The organism is Rothia kristinae NBRC 15354 (assembly GCF_001570865.1).
Classification (GTDB): Bacteria; Actinomycetota; Actinomycetes; order Actinomycetales; family Micrococcaceae; genus Rothia; species Rothia kristinae.
The window spans coordinates 98510-113813 of the sequence record NZ_BCSM01000001.1 but is presented as its reverse complement, the minus strand read 5'-3'; the positions used below and the strand labels follow the sequence as shown (position 1 = coordinate 113813).

Here is a 15304-nt window from a genome sequence, read left to right as displayed (position 1 = left end):
GGCACGGCGGTGATCCTTCGAGACTACCCGCGCCGAACCCGGCCGATTGCGCGATCCGAGAACGGACGGGGCCGGGAGACGGGCGGCCCGACGCCGGTGTGGGCATACTGGAGGCGGCAACGCCGATCACCGGATCCCGATCGGGGCGCGCCGTGGCCGTTCGAGCGCGGTGCCCCGCGGGACACCCCCGCTGCAGAGAGGACACCTCGATGACCACCATCCCCGAGCCGCACCCCGCGGCCTCCGGCCCCGGGACACCGGCCGCTGCCGAGGAACCGCAGATCCCGGCCTCGGCCCGCCGCGCCCCGGACCTGGCCCAGCGGACCCAGGACGGCGCCGCCGCCCCCGAGCAGGGGCAGGGCCAGCCGAGCTACCGCGCGGAGATCACCACGGGCGAGCAGTTCCAGCAGTACGCCCAGCTGTCCGGGCAGGGCCCCGTGATCTTCGCCCTGTACCGCGGCTCGGACGCCGCGGCGGTGCGCAACGTGGAGCAGCTGGAGCAGCTCATCGACTCCGCGCAGGGACGGCTGCTGCTGGCCGCCGCGGACATCGAGCAGTCCCCGGAGATCGCCCAGGCGCTGCAGGCGGCCACCTCCCTGACCGCGATCGCGATGCTCGGCGGACGCCCGGCGCCGCTGTTCGACCAGCCCGTCTCCCCGGAGCAGATGCAGTCCGTGCTGGGCCAGGTCCTGCAGCTGGCCCAGCAGGCGCAGCTGACCGGCTCCTTCGAACCGGTGGGCACCAAGGGCGCCCCGGCCGAGAAGCCGCTGCCGCCGCTGCACCAGAAGGCCCAGGATGCCCTGGCCGAGCAGGACTACGACGGCGCCCGGGCCGCCTACGAGCAGGCGCTGAGCGAGCAGCCGGGGGACCGGGAGGCCAAGCTCGGCCTGGCCCGGGTGGGGCTGCTGGCCCGTGTGGCCGACGCCGATGCCCAGGCCGTGCGTCAGCGGGCCGCCGAAGCTCCGCAGGAGGTGGACGCGCAGCTGGCCGTGGCGGACCTGGACGTGGCCGGCGGGCACGTCGAGGATGCCTTCGCCCGGCTGCTGAAGCTGTTCACCGCCGCGTCCCCCGAGGAGAAGTCCCGCGTGCGCGAGCGGATGCTGGAGCTGTTCGACGTCGTCGGAGCGGAGGACCCGCGCGTGGTCTCCGCCCGGGCCGCCCTGATGCGGGCGCTGTTCTAGAGGAGGTCCCGACCGATGAACCCCGAGCCCCCCATCCCCGGACCCGAGGTTCCAGGGCCCGCCGCCGGCATCCCCGACCCCGCCGCTGCGGCGTCGGCCCCGGCCCTGTCCCTGCGGGGCCTGCGCAAGGTCTACGACGGCGTCGAGGTGGTGCACGGCGTGGATCTGCAGATCCCGGCCGGATCCATGTACGGCCTCGTCGGACGCAACGGCGCCGGGAAGACCACGACCCTGTCCATGGCCACCGGCCTGCTGCGCCCGGACGGCGGCACCGCCCTGGTGCGCGGCACCGACGTGTGGGCCGAGCCCCTGCGGGCCAAGGCCACCCTGGGGGTGCTGCCCGACGGGGTGCACCTGTTCGACCGGCTCAGCGGTCGCCAGCTGATCTCCTACGCGGGGCTGCTGCACGGCCTGGACCGGGACCTGGTGGCCGAGCGGGCCCAGGAGCTGCTGGTGGCCCTGGACCTGCACGACGCCGCCGATCGCACCGTCGCGGACTACTCCGCGGGGATGCGCAAGAAGGTCGCGCTGGCCTCGGCGCTGGTGCACGCCCCCTCGGTGCTGGTCCTGGATGAGCCCTTCGAGGCCGTGGACCCGGTCTCGGCGGCCAACATCCGGGACATCCTCACCGGCTTCGTCCGGCGCGGCGGCACCGTGGTGATCTCCAGCCACGTGATGGACCTGGTGCAGCGACTATGCGACCACGTCGCGATCATGGGCGAGGGGCGGATCCTGGCGGCCGGAACCGTGGATCAGGTGCGCGGGGAGCGCTCCCTGGAGGAGACCTTCGTGGAGCTGGTCGGCGGGCGCGCGCAGACGGAGGGGATCTCATGGTTGGGCGGCTCCTGAGCCTGAAGGGGCCCTGTTCCGCGCCTCCTTCCGCCGCAGCGGCTGGGTCGTGGCCGGAACCGTGGTCTCCCTCGTGATCGCCGGGTGCGCGGTGCTCGCCGCGGCCGCGGGGTTCCTGGCCCTGCGGGAGGCGGGTCCGCTGGTCGCCGCGCAGATCGCCGCGTGCCTGGGTGCCCTGCTGGGCCTGGTCTGGGTGCTGGTGCCGGTGGTGGTGGCCAGCGAGGACCAGACCCTGGACCCCGAGCTGCTCAGCCCCTATCCGCTGCGGCTGCGTGACATCGTGCTGGCGCAGGTGGCCTCGAGCCTCGTGGGGGTGCTGGGTCCGCTGAGCCTGCTGGGCATGCTCACCCCGGTGCTGTCCGCCCACGGGCCCGGGCAGGCGCTGCTGTCCCTGGTGGCCGGGGTCCTCGGCTTCGTCTGCTTCGTGGTGTGGGCGCGCATCGCGGCGGCCTGCGGGCGCCGACTGCGCCGGCGTCGGGGGCTGACCACGGTGCTGTCCGCCCTGGGCTACGTGCTGCTGATGTTCTCCGGTCTGCTGTTCGGTCTGCTGAGCCTGATCCTGCTGCGGCCGAGTGCCCGGCAGGCCGCGACCGGCATCGCCGGCTGGATCCCCTGGTCCGCGGGGTACCTCGCCGTCGCCGACGCCGCGGGCACCCCGACGCTGCTCCCGGTGCGCCTGGGCCTGCCGGTGCTGGGCATCGGGATCGGCCTGTGGCTGCTGAGCGCGCTGCTGCGCGGGGAGCTGCTCACCGTGAGTGCGGGCTCGTCGGGTCGTGCGCAGCGGGGGCGCACCCGCCGGGCGGACGACGCCGCGCCGGGCACGGGCCTGGCCCTTGCCCGCGGCCCGGTGAGCGCGGTGGCCGTGCGCACGGGCCTGGATCTGCTGCGCGATCCCCGCATGTCCTTCAGCCTCCTGGGGGTGCTGGGCATCGCGGTGCTGTTCACCGGGCTGTCCGCTCTGCAGGACGGCGCCCAGGCCCTGATGGCCGGACCCTTCGCTGGGCTCACGGCCTGCACGATCGCCTGCTATCTGACCGCCTACGACAACTCCGCGTTCAGTCTGCACCTGCTCGCCCCGCTGACCGGGCGCCAGGATCGCTGGGGCCGGGCCCTGGGGGTTCTCGGGGTGTACCTGCCGGCGACGCTGGTGGTCTCCGCGGCGTGCACCGTGCTGGCGGGCTTCCCCGAGCAGGTGCCGGCCAACCTCGGGGTCAGCCTCGGGTTCTGCCTGATCGGCACCGGCGTCGGGGCGGTGGCCTCGGCGCTGTGGGCCGCTCCGGTGCCGCCGCCGGGGGCTTCCCCGTTCAAGCGGGCCGGCGGCGGGGCCGGCTCCGGGGCCAAGATGGGGATGCTCCTGGCGGCCCTGGTCTGCCTCGCGCTGAACCTGCCCGCGATCATCCTGTACCTGGTCAGCCTGGTCCCGGGGCTGGGATGGCTGGGCTGGGTGGCCCTGGCGGTCGGGATCGGACTGGGCCTGGCGGTGCTCGGCCTGGGGGTGCGCCTGGGGGCGCGCCGCTACGACGCCCGGGCCCCGGAGCTGCTGGCGCAGGTCTCCGTGTTCCGCTGACCGGGCGGCTGCCGTCGAGCGAGGCGGGGCGCGTAGAATGCTGGGCATGATCAGCACCAGCACCCTGCGCACCGCCCCGGAGATCCTGGACACCGCCGAGCCCCTGGAGGGCACCCGCACCGGCGGGGCCGCGACCATCGAGCGGGAGGAGCAGCGCCAGCTCATCGAGCCCGGGGACCACGAGCGCTTCGCCCACTACGTGCGCAAGGAGAAGATCATGGAGTCGGCGATGACCGGCGAACCCGTGATCGCCCTGTGCGGTAAGGTGTGGACGCCGGGCCGGGACCCGCAGCGCTTCCCCGTGTGCCCGCTGTGCAAGGAGATCTACGAGTCCATGCGCGGCGGCAAGGATGATGACGGCGGCCAGGACTGACCCGCACTCTTTGACCTTCCTTCCGCGCACCGACCGACCGAGGCCCGACCAGGAGTGATGACCCCGCAGTGACCGACGATCCGGAGCAGCCGTCCCTGTTCGCCGCCGGAGCGGACCTGCCGCCGGCCTACCCGGACCGGGCCGCGTGGGGCACCGCCCCCAAGCTGCGCGCCTGGCAGCAGGAGGCCCTGGAGAAGTACTTCGCCGAGCAGCCCCGGGACTTCATGGCCGTGGCCACCCCGGGGGCCGGCAAGACCACCTTCGCCCTGCGGGTGGCCAAGGAGCTGATGGACCGGGGCACCGTGTCCCGGCTGACCGTCGTCGCCCCCACGGATCACCTGAAGTCCCAGTGGGCCGACGCCGCCGCGCGCGTGGGCATCGCGATCGACCCGAACTTCAAGAACGCCGACGGGCACCACGCCCGCGGCTTCTCCGGGGTGGCCCTGACCTACGCGCAGGTGGCCAACAAGCCCCTGCTGCACCGGGCCCGCACCGAGAACGCCCGCACCCTGGTGATCCTCGACGAGATCCACCACGCCGGGGACGCCCTGTCCTGGGGGGACGGGCTGCGCGAGGCCTTCGAGCCCGCGCAGCGGCGCCTGGCCCTGACCGGCACCCCCTTCCGCTCGGACTCCTCCCAGATCCCCTTCGTGCGCTACGAGCAGGACCAGGAGGGGCTGCTGCGCTCGCAGGCGGACTACTCCTACGGGTACGGGCCCGCCCTGAAGGACCACGTGGTGCGCCCCGTGATCTTCATGGCCTACTCCGGGCAGATGCGCTGGCGCACCGCCGAGGGCGAGGAGATGGCCGCCGAGCTGGGGGAGGGGTTCACCAAGGACATCACCGCCCAGGCCTGGCGCACCGCCCTGGACCCGCGGGGCCAGTGGATCCCGGCGGTCCTGCAGGCCGCGGACCAGCGGCTCTCGGAGGTGCGCCGCACCGTGCCCGATGCCGGCGGGCTGGTGATCGCCTCCAACCACGAGGACGCCCGCGCCTACGCCGCGCGGCTGGAGAGGATCACCGGGCAGAAGCCGGCCCTGATCCTCTCCGATGACAAGACCGCCTCCGGGCGGATCGACCGCTTCTCCGCCTCCGAGCAGGAGCGCTGGATGGTCGCGGTGCGCATGGTCTCCGAGGGGGTGGACGTCCCGCGCCTGGCCGTGGGCGTGTACGCGACCTCCACCTCGACCCCGCTGTTCTTCGCCCAGGCCATCGGGCGCTTCGTGCGGGCCCGGCGTCGCGGGGAGACGGCCTCGGTGTTCCTGCCCTCGGTGCCGCTGCTGATGGCCCTGGCCCAGGAGATGGAGGCCGAGCGGGACCACGCCCTGGACCTGGGCACCCGGCCCGACGAGGAGGCGATCATCGCCGCCGACGAGGGTCTGGACGATGAGGCCCTGGAGGAGGCCAACCGCGAGGAGAAGGCCAGCTCGGCTCTGGCCGCGGGCAGGTTCGAGGCGATCGGCTCCCAGGCGGCCTTCCACGGGGTGCTCTACGACGGGCAGGACTACCAGGGCTTCGAGATCGGCGCGGAGGACCAGGACTTCCTGGGGATCCCGGGGCTGCTGGACGCCGAGCAGGTGGGCACGCTGCTGCAGGAGCGCCAGCGCGGCTCCCGGGCGGGGGCACCGGCTCAGCCGCCGCGGCAGTCCCCGGCGGTGCCGGATCACCGGCGGCTCAAGGAGCTGCGGAACAAGCTGGCGAAGAACGTCTCCGCCTGGGCCGCGCGCACCGGGCAGCCGCACGGCTCGGTGCACAACGCGCTGCGCCGGGAGTGCGGCGGCCCGCCGGTGGCCCAGGCCACCGCCGAGCAGATCCAGGCCCGGATCGACAAGCTGCAGAACTGGTTCGTGGGGCGCCGGTAGGCCCCGGCCCGCAGCCCCGGCGGCGCTCGAGACGGGTGGGAGCCGATGGATCCGGCGCCCGTCGGCGGCGGATCAAGCGGCCGCGGCGCGGGCGTTGATCCGGGCGACCTGCGCGGCGGGATCGGCGAGGGAGACGATGATCCGCTGGATCGGCTCGTCGGTCAGCTCGATGACCACGGCGTCTTCGTAGCCGCGCACGTTCAGGAAGTGCCGCTGGCCGTCGCGGTGGAAGGTGCCGCTGAGCTTGCCGCCTACGCGCAGCCCGGGCCCGCGCCACCCCTTCGGCTCATCGCGCATCCCGGGGTCGTGGGTGGCCCCGCGCACGTGGGCCCAGGGCACGGCCACCCGCCGGGTGAAGGACCAGAGTTTGTCCAGGCCCCGCGGGGTGATGATCAGCTCGCGTTCGGTCAGCTCGATGGCGTTGCTCATGCTCGGTCGCCTTCCTCGGGGTGCGGCGGGCGCGGATCAGCAGGCGCTCGCCGAGGCGGCGGGGATCGTCGTCGAAGCACAGTCCGACGGCGCGTTCGGTCAGGGCGCGCAGGCCGTCGTGGTGCGGAGCCAGCTCCAACAGGGCCACCAGGACGAGATCCTGGGCGTCGTGGGTGACCTCACCCGCCCGGGCTCGGTCGCAGACCTGCTCGAGCGCGGCGCGCATCAGTCCGTGCTTCGAGCCGTGGATCTTGTAGAAGCTCGCGCGGCTGAGTCCGAGGACCGAGGTCAGCCGGTCCACGGAGACGGCGTCGAATCCCTCGTGCCCGAACAGCGCCGTCGCCTGCCGCAGCACCTCCTGCTCGTCGAATCCCCGGGGCCTCGCCATGGTTCCATACTAAACGTTCTAGAACGATCCGTCTATAATCGGGGCGACCCCGGATCCGAGAGGGGCAGAGAAGGGTCCGTTACCGGCGGATCTCCGAGGAGTCGATGACCTCGGCCCCGGCCTCCTGGAGGGCCGCGACCGCCACCTCGGCGGTCTCCTGGGCCACCGGGGCCGTCAGGTCCAGCAGCACTCGGGTCTCGTATCCGGCGTCCACCGCGTCCAGGGCGGTGGCCCTCACGCAGTGGTCCGTGGCGATGCCGACCACGTCCACCGCGTCGATCTCCTGCTCCTGCAGCCAGTCGTCCAGGGACACGTTGACCGTATCCTCGGTCTGCGCGCCGGGCTCCCGCTCGCCGGTGGCCACCGCCTCCTCCGGGACCAGCAGGCCCTCGAAGCCCGAGTATGCGGCCTCGTAGGCGCCCTTGCGGAACCAGGCATCCACGGCGTCGGCGTCCAGGTCCTCATGCACCGCCGCGCCGCGGGAGTGGGCCACGCAGTGCACCGGCCAGGAGGTGCGGAAATCCGGGGTCTCGGAGAAGTGCTCGCCCGGATCCACGTGCCAGTCTTGGGTGCCGACGACGGCGTCGTAGAGGGGACCGTGGGTCAGCAGGTACTCGGAGATGCCGCCGGCAACCTCCGCGCCCCGCTCGGTGGCGAGACTGCCGCCGGGGCAGAAGTCGTTCTGCACGTCCACGATGATCAGGGCACGGGTCATGGAATCCTCCAGGAGCGATGGTCCAGGTGCGCGGCGCGGCGCCGCGCACCTGCGGTATCCGGTTCGGCACCAGGATAGGCGGTGCGTCCCCGGGAGGTCAGGACAGCAGCTGCGTGGGGATGGCCGGCTCCCCCTCGGACAGCCGCCGGGAGGCCGCGGGCAGCTCGGCCCAGGATGCGGCGTGGCGCGCGGCGGCGGCCTTCAGCCCCTCGGCCCCGGTCGCCCCGGGCAGGATCTCACCCTCGCGCACCAGGTCCGTCATCAGCTCCCGCGTCCGCACACCCTCGGGGAGGTCTCCCCTGGCCCGATCCAGGGCCTGCTCGCTGGAGGCCACCACCTCCGCGACGGCCCGGCCGTCCGCGCCCAGCTGGCGCACGGCGTGCTTGCGACCGCCGGTGGAGCCCTTGCCGGCCGAGCGCTTGGCCACTGGCTCCAGCTGCCCGGAAGCGCCCTCCCGGGCCACGAGCTTGTAGACCATGGAGGTGGTCGGCGCCCCGGAGCCGGTGACCAGCCGGGTGCCCACCCCGTAGGAATCCACGGGCGCGGAGCGCAGCCCGGCGATCGCGTACTCGTCCAGATCCGAGGTCACGGTGATCTTCGTGTCCTTCGCGCCGAGCTCATCCAGCAGGGCGCGCACCCACACCGCCTGGGCGCCCAGGTCCCCGGAGTCCAGGCGCACCGCGCCCAGCTGCGGACCGGCCAGCTCCACCGCGGTGCGCACCGCGGCCTCGACGTCGTAGGTGTCCACCAGCAGCGTGGTGCCCGCGCCCTGGGCCGCCAGCTGGGCCGCGAAGGCCGCGCGCTCGTCGTCGTGCAGCAGGGTGAAGGCGTGCGCGGAGGTGCCGATGGTGTGGATCCCGTAGCGCATCCCCGCCTCCAGGTTGGAGGTCCCGGCGAATCCCGCCACCACCGCGGCGCGGGCCGCCGAGACGGCGGCGGCCTCGTGGGCCCGGCGCGAGCCCATCTCCAGGCAGGGCCGACCCGCGGCCGCCCCGACCATGCGCGAGGCCGCGGAGGCGACGGCCGAGTCGTAGTTGAGGATCGAGAGGATCAGGGTCTCCAGGACGCAGGCCTCCGCGAAGGTGCCCTCCACCTGCAGCACGGGGGAGTGGGGGAAGAACGCCTCGCCCTCGGCGTAGCCGCGCACCGAGCCGGTGAAGCGGAAGTCCGCCAGGTACTCGAGGGTCGCATCCCCGACCACCCGGGTGCGGCCCAGGAAATCCAGCTGCTCCGGGGTGAAGCGGAAGTCCGCCAGCTCCTCCAGGAACCGACCGGTCCCGGCCAGCACCCCGTAGCGGCGTCCGGCCGGCAGGCGGCGGGTGAAGGTCTCGAACACGCTGCGGCGCTCGTGGGTTCCGGCCCGCAGGGCCGCTTCGATCATCGTCAGCTCATAGTGATCCGTGAGCAGGGCGGGAGTAGTCTCGATCACGCCTCCCACTGTAGCCACCGCGCCTGGCCCGGCCAAGGACTGCGGCGCCCTCCGCTGGGCTCCCCGCACCCGGGCTGGCCAGCGCTGCGCCGCCACCCGGTGCGACGCCGACGGCGAACCCGCCCCGCCCCGGGACCCGCGTGCCGGGTAGACTCGGGCGGGTCATGGCCCAGCAGCGCACCCAACCGACCCGCACCGCCGTCACCGGCCCCACGGCCCCCGAGACCACCCCGGAGGGCGGGCTCGGGCTGCTCCAGCGCCCCCAGGAGCAGACCCCGTGGCGGGTGCTCGTATGGAACGACCCCGTGAACCTCATGAGCTACGTGACCTGGGTGTTCCGCACCCACTTCGGGCATTCCCAGGCGCAGGCCCACCGGCTGATGCTCCAGGTGCACGAGGACGGGCGCGCCGTCGTGTTCACCGGCAGCCGCGAGGAGGCCGAGCGGCACACCGCCGCGATGCACGGCTACGGGCTGTGGGCCACCTTCGAGAAGGACGGTGAGTGAGATGGCTCGTCCCTTCCGCGCCGGGCGGCGCGGCATCACCGGGCACCTGGAGCAGCCCGAGCGGGAGCTGCTGATCAAGCTGTTCGGCGACGTCGTGACCACCCTGGAGCCGCGGCAGGATCCGGATCAGGACCCGCTGGCCGCGATGCTCGGGATCACCGAGGACGCCGAGGCGCCGGAGGATCCGGCCCTGGCCCGCCTGCTGCCGCAGGCCGCGGCCGATGAGGGCGAGGCCGCGGAATTCCGCCGCTTCACCGAGCTCGGCATCCGCGAGGAGAAGATCGGGCGCCTGCGGATGGCCGCGATGGACTGCGAGGCCCCGAAGCTGCAGCTGGACGACGAGCACGCCCGGGCCTTCGCCGCGGCCCTGAACGACGTGCGCCTGGTCCTGGCTGCGCGCCTGGGGATCCGCGACGAGCAGGACGCCGAGCGCGTGGCCGGCTACACCGACTGGAACCAGGCCACGGACGTGGAGTCCTACATGTCCCTGGTGTACCAGTTCGTCTCCTGGCTGCAGGACTCCCTGATGGAGGCCATGCTCCAGCGACTGTGATCCCCGGACCTTCCCCCTGTGGTCGGTCTCTCGTCGCCCCGGCCACGTGGTCGAGCTCGTGCCGGGGCCCGCTCGCGCAGCGGCTATCCTCGAAGGCATCATGAACTCGCTTCCCGACCAGACCGATGCCGTGACCGCCTGGGGCAGCGCCGCCCCCGCCCGTCCCACCCCCGGGGCCCCGATCGGGGTCTTCGACTCCGGCGTCGGCGGACTGACCGTGGCCCGGGCCATCATGGACCAGCTGCCCCACGAGCAGATCCTCTACGTCGGGGACACGGCCCACGGCCCCTACGGACCGCTGAGCATCGCCCAGGTGCGCGCCAACGCCCTGCGCATCATGGACGACCTCGTGGACTCCGGGGTCAAGGCCCTGGTCATCGCCTGCAACACCGCCTCCTCCGCGGTGCTGCGCGACGCCCGCGAGCGCTACACCCGCCACTACGGGATACCCGTGGTCGAGGTGATCCAGCCGGCCGTGCGCCGGGCCGTGGCCGCGACCCGCAACGACGTCGTCGGCGTGCTGGGCACGGTGGCCACGGTCTCCTCCCGCGCCTACGAGGACACCTTCGCCGCGGCCCCGCAGCTGCGGATCGTCTCCGAGGCCTGCCCGGAGTTCGTGGAGTTCGTGGAGCGCGGCATCACCTCAGGGCCCGAGCTCCTGGAGGCCGTGCGCACCCACCTGGCCCCGCTGCAGGAGGCTGGGGTGGACACCGTCGTGCTGGGTTGCACCCACTACCCCCTGCTCACGGGCGTCATCTCCTACGTCCTGGGGGAGGAGGTCACGCTGGTGACCTCCTCCGAGGAGACCGCCAAGGACCTGTTCCGGGCGCTGATGGCCCAGGACCTGCAGCGCCCGGCCGACGCCCCCGCCCCGCGCCACGAATTCGTGGCCACCGGGGACCCCGAGCGCTTCCAGGCCCTGGCCCGGCGCTTCCTGGGCCCCGAGGTCCTCGGGGTGCGCCACTCAGCGAGCATCGCCGAGTCCTACCCCACCGGCTCCCTGGCGGTGGTCACCCCGGAGATGATCCGCACCGCCAGCGTGGACCTGAGCGCCGTGGCTGCGACATCGGGTGCAGCGGCCGAGGTCGCCGGAGCCGCGGGGACGGATCCCGGGCCCCGCTCCGCGGCGGCCCCGGAACCGGACGCCGAGTCTGGGGCGCAGGAGGGACGGGCATGGAGCTGACCATCATCGGGTGCAGCGGCTCCTTCGCCGGACCCGACTCCGCGGCCTCGTGCTATCTGGTCAGCGGCGAGGATGAGGCCGGGCGCACCTGGCGCATCCTGCTGGACCTGGGCAGCGGGGGGCTCGGGGCGATCCAGCGGCACCTGAGCCTGCCGCAGATCGACGGGATCTTCATCTCCCACCTGCACCCCGATCACTGCATCGACCTGGCCGGCCTGCACATCGCGGTGCGCTGGGATCCGCGCGGCTGGCCCGGGCCGCCGATTCCGCTGTGGGGACCGGCGGACACCCACCCGTACCTGGCCCGCACCCACGGGATCGGCCTGGAGCCCGGGCTCACCGGCTCCTTCGGCTTCCACCCCTGGGCCCCCGGGGAGCCGGTGCGCCTGGGGCCGTTCACGGTGCAGGCCTTCCCCGTGCTGCATCCGGCCCCCGAGCCCTACGCGATCCGGGTGACCCACGAGCTGGCCGGGCGCCGCAGCGTCCTGGCCTACTCGGGGGACTCGGACGCGTGCCCCGGGCTGGTCGAGGCCGCCCGAGAGGCGGATTTCTTCCTGTGCGAGGCCGCCTTCCAGGAGGGGCGCGACGACGCGATCCGCGGGGTGCACCTGACCGGGGTGCGGGCCGGGCGGGTGGCGGCCGAGGCCGATGTCGGACACCTGATGCTCACCCACCTGCCGGTGTGGAACGACCCGGAGGTGGCCCGCGCCGAGGCCTCCCGCACCTACGCCGGGCCGATCTGCGTGGCCGAGGATTCCCGCACCTACGCGATCCCGCCCCGCTGAGCCGCGCCCCGGGCTCCTGCGGGGCGCGGCCGGGGGCGGCCCGGGTACAGTGAGGGACATGACGAGCACCGAGTCCCCCCAGACCCTCACGCGCGCGGACGGGCGCGCCGTCGACCAGCTGCGTCCGATCTCCATCACCCGCGGGTGGTCCCGTAACGCCGAGGGCTCGGCCCTCATCGAGTGCGGGGACACCCGAGTGCTGTGCACCGCCTCCCTGACCGAGGGCGTGCCCCGGTGGCTCAAGGGCGAGGGCCGCGGCTGGGTCACCGCCGAGTACGCGATGCTGCCGCGGGCCACCTCGACCCGCTCCGCCCGCGAATCCGTGAAAGGCAAGATCGGCGGACGCACGCACGAGATCTCCCGGCTGATCGGGCGCTCCCTGCGCGCGATCATCGACCTGAAGGCCCTCGGGGAGAACACCGTGGTCCTGGACTGCGACGTCCTGCAGGCCGACGGCGGCACCCGCACCGCCGCGATCACCGGGGCCTACGTCGCCCTGGCCGACGCCCTGGACTGGGCGCGCCAGGAGAAGATCCTGCCCCGGGGCGCCCAGCCCCTGACCGACTCCGTGGCCGCGGTGTCTGTGGGCATCATCGACGGGGTGCCCATGCTGGATCTGCCCTACACCGAGGACGTGCGGGCCGAGACGGACATGAACGTGGTGGTCACCGGCTCCGGCAGCTTCGTGGAGGTTCAGGGCACCGCCGAGGGCGCGCCCTTCGACCGGGCTGAGCTGGACAGCCTGCTGGACCTGGCCCTGATCGGCACGGCCGAGCTGTCCAGGATCCAGTCGCAGACGCTGGCCGGTGCCCATGAGTGAGCCGCGGCTGATCCTGGCCACCCACAACTCCGGCAAGCTGCGGGAGCTGCGCGAGATCCTGCGCGATGCCGTGCCGGGCCTGGAGGTGGACGCGGAGGTGGTCGACGCCGGCTCCCTCGGCGTCCCGGACGTGCCCGAGACCGGCACGACCTTCGCCGAGAACTCCCTGCTCAAGGCCCGCGCCGTCTATGAGGCCACCGGCCTGCCGGCCATCGCGGATGACTCGGGGCTGTCCGTGGCCGTGCTGCACGGGGCGCCGGGGATCTTCTCCGCCCGCTGGTCCGGGCGCCACGGCGACGATGCGGCCAACCTGCGCCTGCTGCTGGCTCAGCTGTCCGACATCCCCGATCCGCATCGGGGTGCCGCCTTCGAGTGCGCCGCGAGCCTGGTCGGCTCGGACACCGAGGTCGTGCAGACCGGGCGCCTTACCGGGCGGCTGCTCACCGAGCCACGCGGGGAGCACGGCTTCGGCTACGACCCGATCCTCGTGCCCGAGGAGCTTCCCGCCGCGTGGGAGGGGGCCAGCTGCGCCGAGATCCCGCCGGAGCTGAAGAACGCGATCAGCCACCGCGCCCGGGCCTTCACCGCGCTGATCCCGCACATCGCCGCCCTGCTGGACGGGGCCGGCGGAGAGAAGGTCTAGCCCGCCGTGGCCCGCATGTCCCCGTTCGCGCTGATGCGCTTCCGACCCCTCATCCAGGCGGTCCTCGACCAGGCCGGGGTCCGGTGCGCGCCCACCGAATGGGACGTGCACTCCAACGGGTCCGCGCACCTGGTGGTCAACGCGGGTCAGCGGGTCAGCGTGCGGGTGGCGAAGAACCACCTGGTGGGCCGGCAGGTCCAGCGCCGCACCGACCTGCTGCGCGCCCTGCCTGCGGACCTGCCCTTCGAGGTGCCCCGCCCCCTGACCCGGGTGCTGGAACGCGGCGGGCACGTCGCCGTCGGGCTGACCTGGGTGCCCGGGCGGCCCCGCGAGGTGGGCCCCGCCCCGGCGCGGGCCCTGGGCCGGGCGCTGCGCGCGATCGACGCGATCGACCCCGCGCCCCTGTCCGCGATGCTCGAACCCTCCCAGTCCCACTGGGGCGGCTCGCACTGGCCGCGCACCGTCCGAGAGCGGATCATCCCCCAGCTGCTGCACGGCAACCGGGAGCGCGCCGAGCGCCTGCTGGACGATGCCCTGGCCCTGGACCCGGTGACCCCCCGGTTCATCCACTCCGACTTCGCCGGGCACAACATCCTGTGGAACCGGGAGCGCATCTCGGGGGTCATCGACTGGGATCATGCCAGCGTCGGGGATCCCGGCTGGGACATCGCCGCGGCCGGGAACTGGTTCGGCTGGGAGGCGGTGACCCGTGTGGTGGGACGCGACTGGGCCGAGCGCGGCCGCGTGCTGCAGCGGCTGATGCCCCTGCAGGCCGTGGGGTATGCGATGATCCACGGCTACGGTGGCGCGACCCTGCGTCAGGCCGTGGAGCGGGCCGACCGCTGGATCGAAGCGGAGGCCTGAGGGGCAGGGCGGCCGGTCACCCTCCCGAGGCGCCCCAGACCCCCCACCACCGCCGCGCGGTCTCGACCCAGCGTTCGGCCAGCCGATCGGCCAGCTGCTCGGCCGAGGGATATGTCGGCGCCAGCCCGGCCCGCGCCATCGGCGACTGTGACGTCTCGGAGGCCTCGTCGGAATCCGCCTCGGACCGGGCCTCGGAGTCGGCCGCGGCCCCGCCGTCCGCCGCGTCCGCTTCCGGTCGCGCGATGCCCGCTCCGGTGAGCTCGCGGGCCAGGGCCCGCACGCACCCGGGCACCTGATCCCCGCCCCGCCCCTGCGCGGTCCCCGCGGCGTCGGGATCGGCCAGGACGGCCGCGCTCAGCGGTGCCGCCGCCAGGACGCGGGCCAGACCGGAGCGGGTGGCGCCGGTGGCCCCGTAGGAGGCGAGCAGCCCGGCGGACGGCGCGGATCCGCCCGGATCCCGAGGGCTGAGCAGCTCGAGCACGCGGCGCCGGGCCCGCTCCCGCAGCTGCGCCGGAGCACGACGCCGCGGGTCCGCGCCGTTCCCGGCATCCCCGACGGCCTCGGCGTCCAGCCCGAGCAGGGCCCGCCGATGCAGCACGATCACCAGGCCTGCGGCCAGGGCCTCCGGGTGACCGTGGGTCAGGGCGGTGAGGTTCACGGCCAGCTGGCCCAGCTGCTCCAGGCCCTCGCGCGGGTGCAGGGGGAGCACTGCCAGGCGGGGGAGGAAGGCGTCATCGGCCAGCTCGGTGAAGGGGGTGCGCGCCGGATACGGCATGTTACCGGCGCACAGGGCCCGGGCCAGCAGCGGGTGCCGCTCGGCGAAGTCCGCGGGGGCCAGGCGGGCGGCCTCGGGCTCCCACCACGCCCTCGGCGGCATCGGGGCGGCCTCCTCGGGGTTCAGACCCAGCGCCCGGGCCCACCGCAGATCGCCCAGCCACACGCACGCCGTCTCGTCCGCGCCGACCCCCTGCGCGGACCAGTCCAGGGCTTCGCGCAGCCCCTCGATGCCGGCGGCCAGCGCGCCCAGCAGCTCGGGGCGGGCCCGGGCCTGCGCGCGCAGCGCCGCGCGCACCAGTGCGGGGTACTCGGCGGCGTCGGGGAAGGGGATGGGCAGGGAATCCATGGTGCTCATTCTGTCAGTCGCCCGGGTTACGTTG

General features: G+C 74.0%; 16 protein-coding genes and 1 pseudogene. 12 read left to right on the top strand and 5 right to left on the bottom strand.

Going from position 1 to position 15304, the window contains the following annotated elements; all coding sequences use genetic code 11:
* The first annotated feature begins 209 nt into the window (after positions 1-209).
* The 5 genes from KKR01S_RS11175 (at position 210) to KKR01S_RS00530 (ending at position 5832) form a co-directional block, all read left to right on the top strand.
* The gene (locus tag KKR01S_RS11175; protein WP_061225010.1) at positions 210-1181 is read left to right on the top strand and encodes a co-chaperone YbbN; all 972 of its coding nucleotides are present in this window, start codon (positions 210-212) and stop codon (positions 1179-1181) included.
* Between the two features lie 15 nt (positions 1182-1196).
* Positions 1197-2030, top strand: a complete 834-nt coding sequence (locus KKR01S_RS11170) for an ABC transporter ATP-binding protein (protein ID WP_061225009.1) — start codon at positions 1197-1199, stop codon at positions 2028-2030.
* Positions 2031-2079: 49 nt separating this feature from the next.
* Positions 2080-3597, top strand: a complete 1518-nt coding sequence (locus KKR01S_RS00540; protein ID WP_131800562.1) for a hypothetical protein — start codon at positions 2080-2082, stop codon at positions 3595-3597.
* Positions 3598-3643: 46 nt separating this feature from the next.
* Positions 3644-3970, top strand: a complete 327-nt coding sequence (locus tag KKR01S_RS00535; protein WP_081046080.1) for a DUF3039 domain-containing protein — start codon at positions 3644-3646, stop codon at positions 3968-3970.
* A gap of 68 nt (positions 3971-4038) precedes the next feature.
* A complete protein-coding gene (locus tag KKR01S_RS00530; protein WP_058730919.1) occupies positions 4039-5832 on the top strand; it encodes a DEAD/DEAH box helicase in 1794 nt (597 codons plus the stop codon).
* A 72-nt stretch (positions 5833-5904) separates the two neighbouring features.
* On the opposite strand, the gene KKR01S_RS11165 is transcribed toward KKR01S_RS00530, so the two are convergent.
* The 4 genes and pseudogenes from KKR01S_RS11165 to KKR01S_RS00515 form a co-directional block, all read right to left on the bottom strand.
* The gene (locus KKR01S_RS11165; RefSeq protein ID WP_058730920.1) at positions 5905-6261 is read right to left on the bottom strand and encodes a hypothetical protein; all 357 of its coding nucleotides are present in this window, start codon (positions 6259-6261) and stop codon (positions 5905-5907) included.
* 226 nt (positions 6262-6487) lie between these two features.
* Positions 6488-6649, bottom strand: a pseudogene (locus KKR01S_RS11510) (TetR/AcrR family transcriptional regulator); the annotation flags it as partial.
* 79 nt (positions 6650-6728) lie between these two features.
* Positions 6729-7364 carry an isochorismatase family protein gene (locus tag KKR01S_RS00520; RefSeq protein WP_061225007.1) on the bottom strand — a complete coding sequence of 212 codons (636 nt, stop codon included), beginning with the start codon at positions 7362-7364 and terminating at the stop codon, positions 6729-6731.
* Between the two features lie 97 nt (positions 7365-7461).
* A complete protein-coding gene (locus tag KKR01S_RS00515) occupies positions 7462-8745 on the bottom strand; it encodes a nicotinate phosphoribosyltransferase (RefSeq protein ID WP_058730923.1) in 1284 nt (427 codons plus the stop codon).
* Positions 8746-8957: 212 nt separating this feature from the next.
* On the opposite strand from KKR01S_RS00515, the gene clpS reads away from it, so the two are divergent.
* From clpS to KKR01S_RS00480, 7 genes are all read left to right on the top strand, one after another.
* On the top strand, positions 8958-9299 hold the full coding sequence (clpS, locus tag KKR01S_RS00510) for an ATP-dependent Clp protease adapter ClpS (protein ID WP_058730924.1): 342 nt from the start codon (positions 8958-8960) through the stop codon (positions 9297-9299).
* Between the two features lies 1 nt (position 9300).
* Positions 9301-9852: a DUF2017 domain-containing protein gene (locus KKR01S_RS00505; protein WP_058730925.1), complete on the top strand. Its 552-nt coding sequence runs from the start codon at positions 9301-9303 to the stop codon at positions 9850-9852.
* A 100-nt stretch (positions 9853-9952) separates the two neighbouring features.
* Positions 9953-11035: a glutamate racemase gene (murI, locus tag KKR01S_RS00500; protein WP_081101424.1), complete on the top strand. Its 1083-nt coding sequence runs from the start codon at positions 9953-9955 to the stop codon at positions 11033-11035.
* Entirely contained in the window at positions 11026-11820 is a 795-nt protein-coding gene (locus KKR01S_RS00495; RefSeq protein ID WP_058731790.1) for an MBL fold metallo-hydrolase, read from the top strand. The genes murI and KKR01S_RS00495 overlap by 10 nt, the downstream gene beginning before the upstream one ends.
* A 58-nt stretch (positions 11821-11878) precedes the next feature.
* Complete coding sequence (gene rph, locus KKR01S_RS00490) at positions 11879-12640, top strand: ribonuclease PH (protein WP_061225006.1); 762 nt, start codon at positions 11879-11881, stop codon at positions 12638-12640.
* Complete coding sequence (rdgB, locus tag KKR01S_RS00485) at positions 12633-13283, top strand: RdgB/HAM1 family non-canonical purine NTP pyrophosphatase (protein ID WP_061225005.1); 651 nt, start codon at positions 12633-12635, stop codon at positions 13281-13283. Before rph ends, rdgB begins: the two co-directional genes overlap by 8 nt.
* A 15-nt stretch (positions 13284-13298) precedes the next feature.
* Entirely contained in the window at positions 13299-14147 is an 849-nt protein-coding gene (locus KKR01S_RS00480; protein ID WP_061225004.1) for a phosphotransferase, read from the top strand.
* A gap of 16 nt (positions 14148-14163) precedes the next feature.
* Here KKR01S_RS00480 and KKR01S_RS00475 read toward each other — a convergent pair whose 3' ends face one another.
* On the bottom strand, positions 14164-15270 hold the full coding sequence (locus KKR01S_RS00475) for an ADP-ribosylglycohydrolase family protein (protein WP_061225003.1): 1107 nt from the start codon (positions 15268-15270) through the stop codon (positions 14164-14166).
* Positions 15271-15304 lie beyond the last annotated feature (34 nt).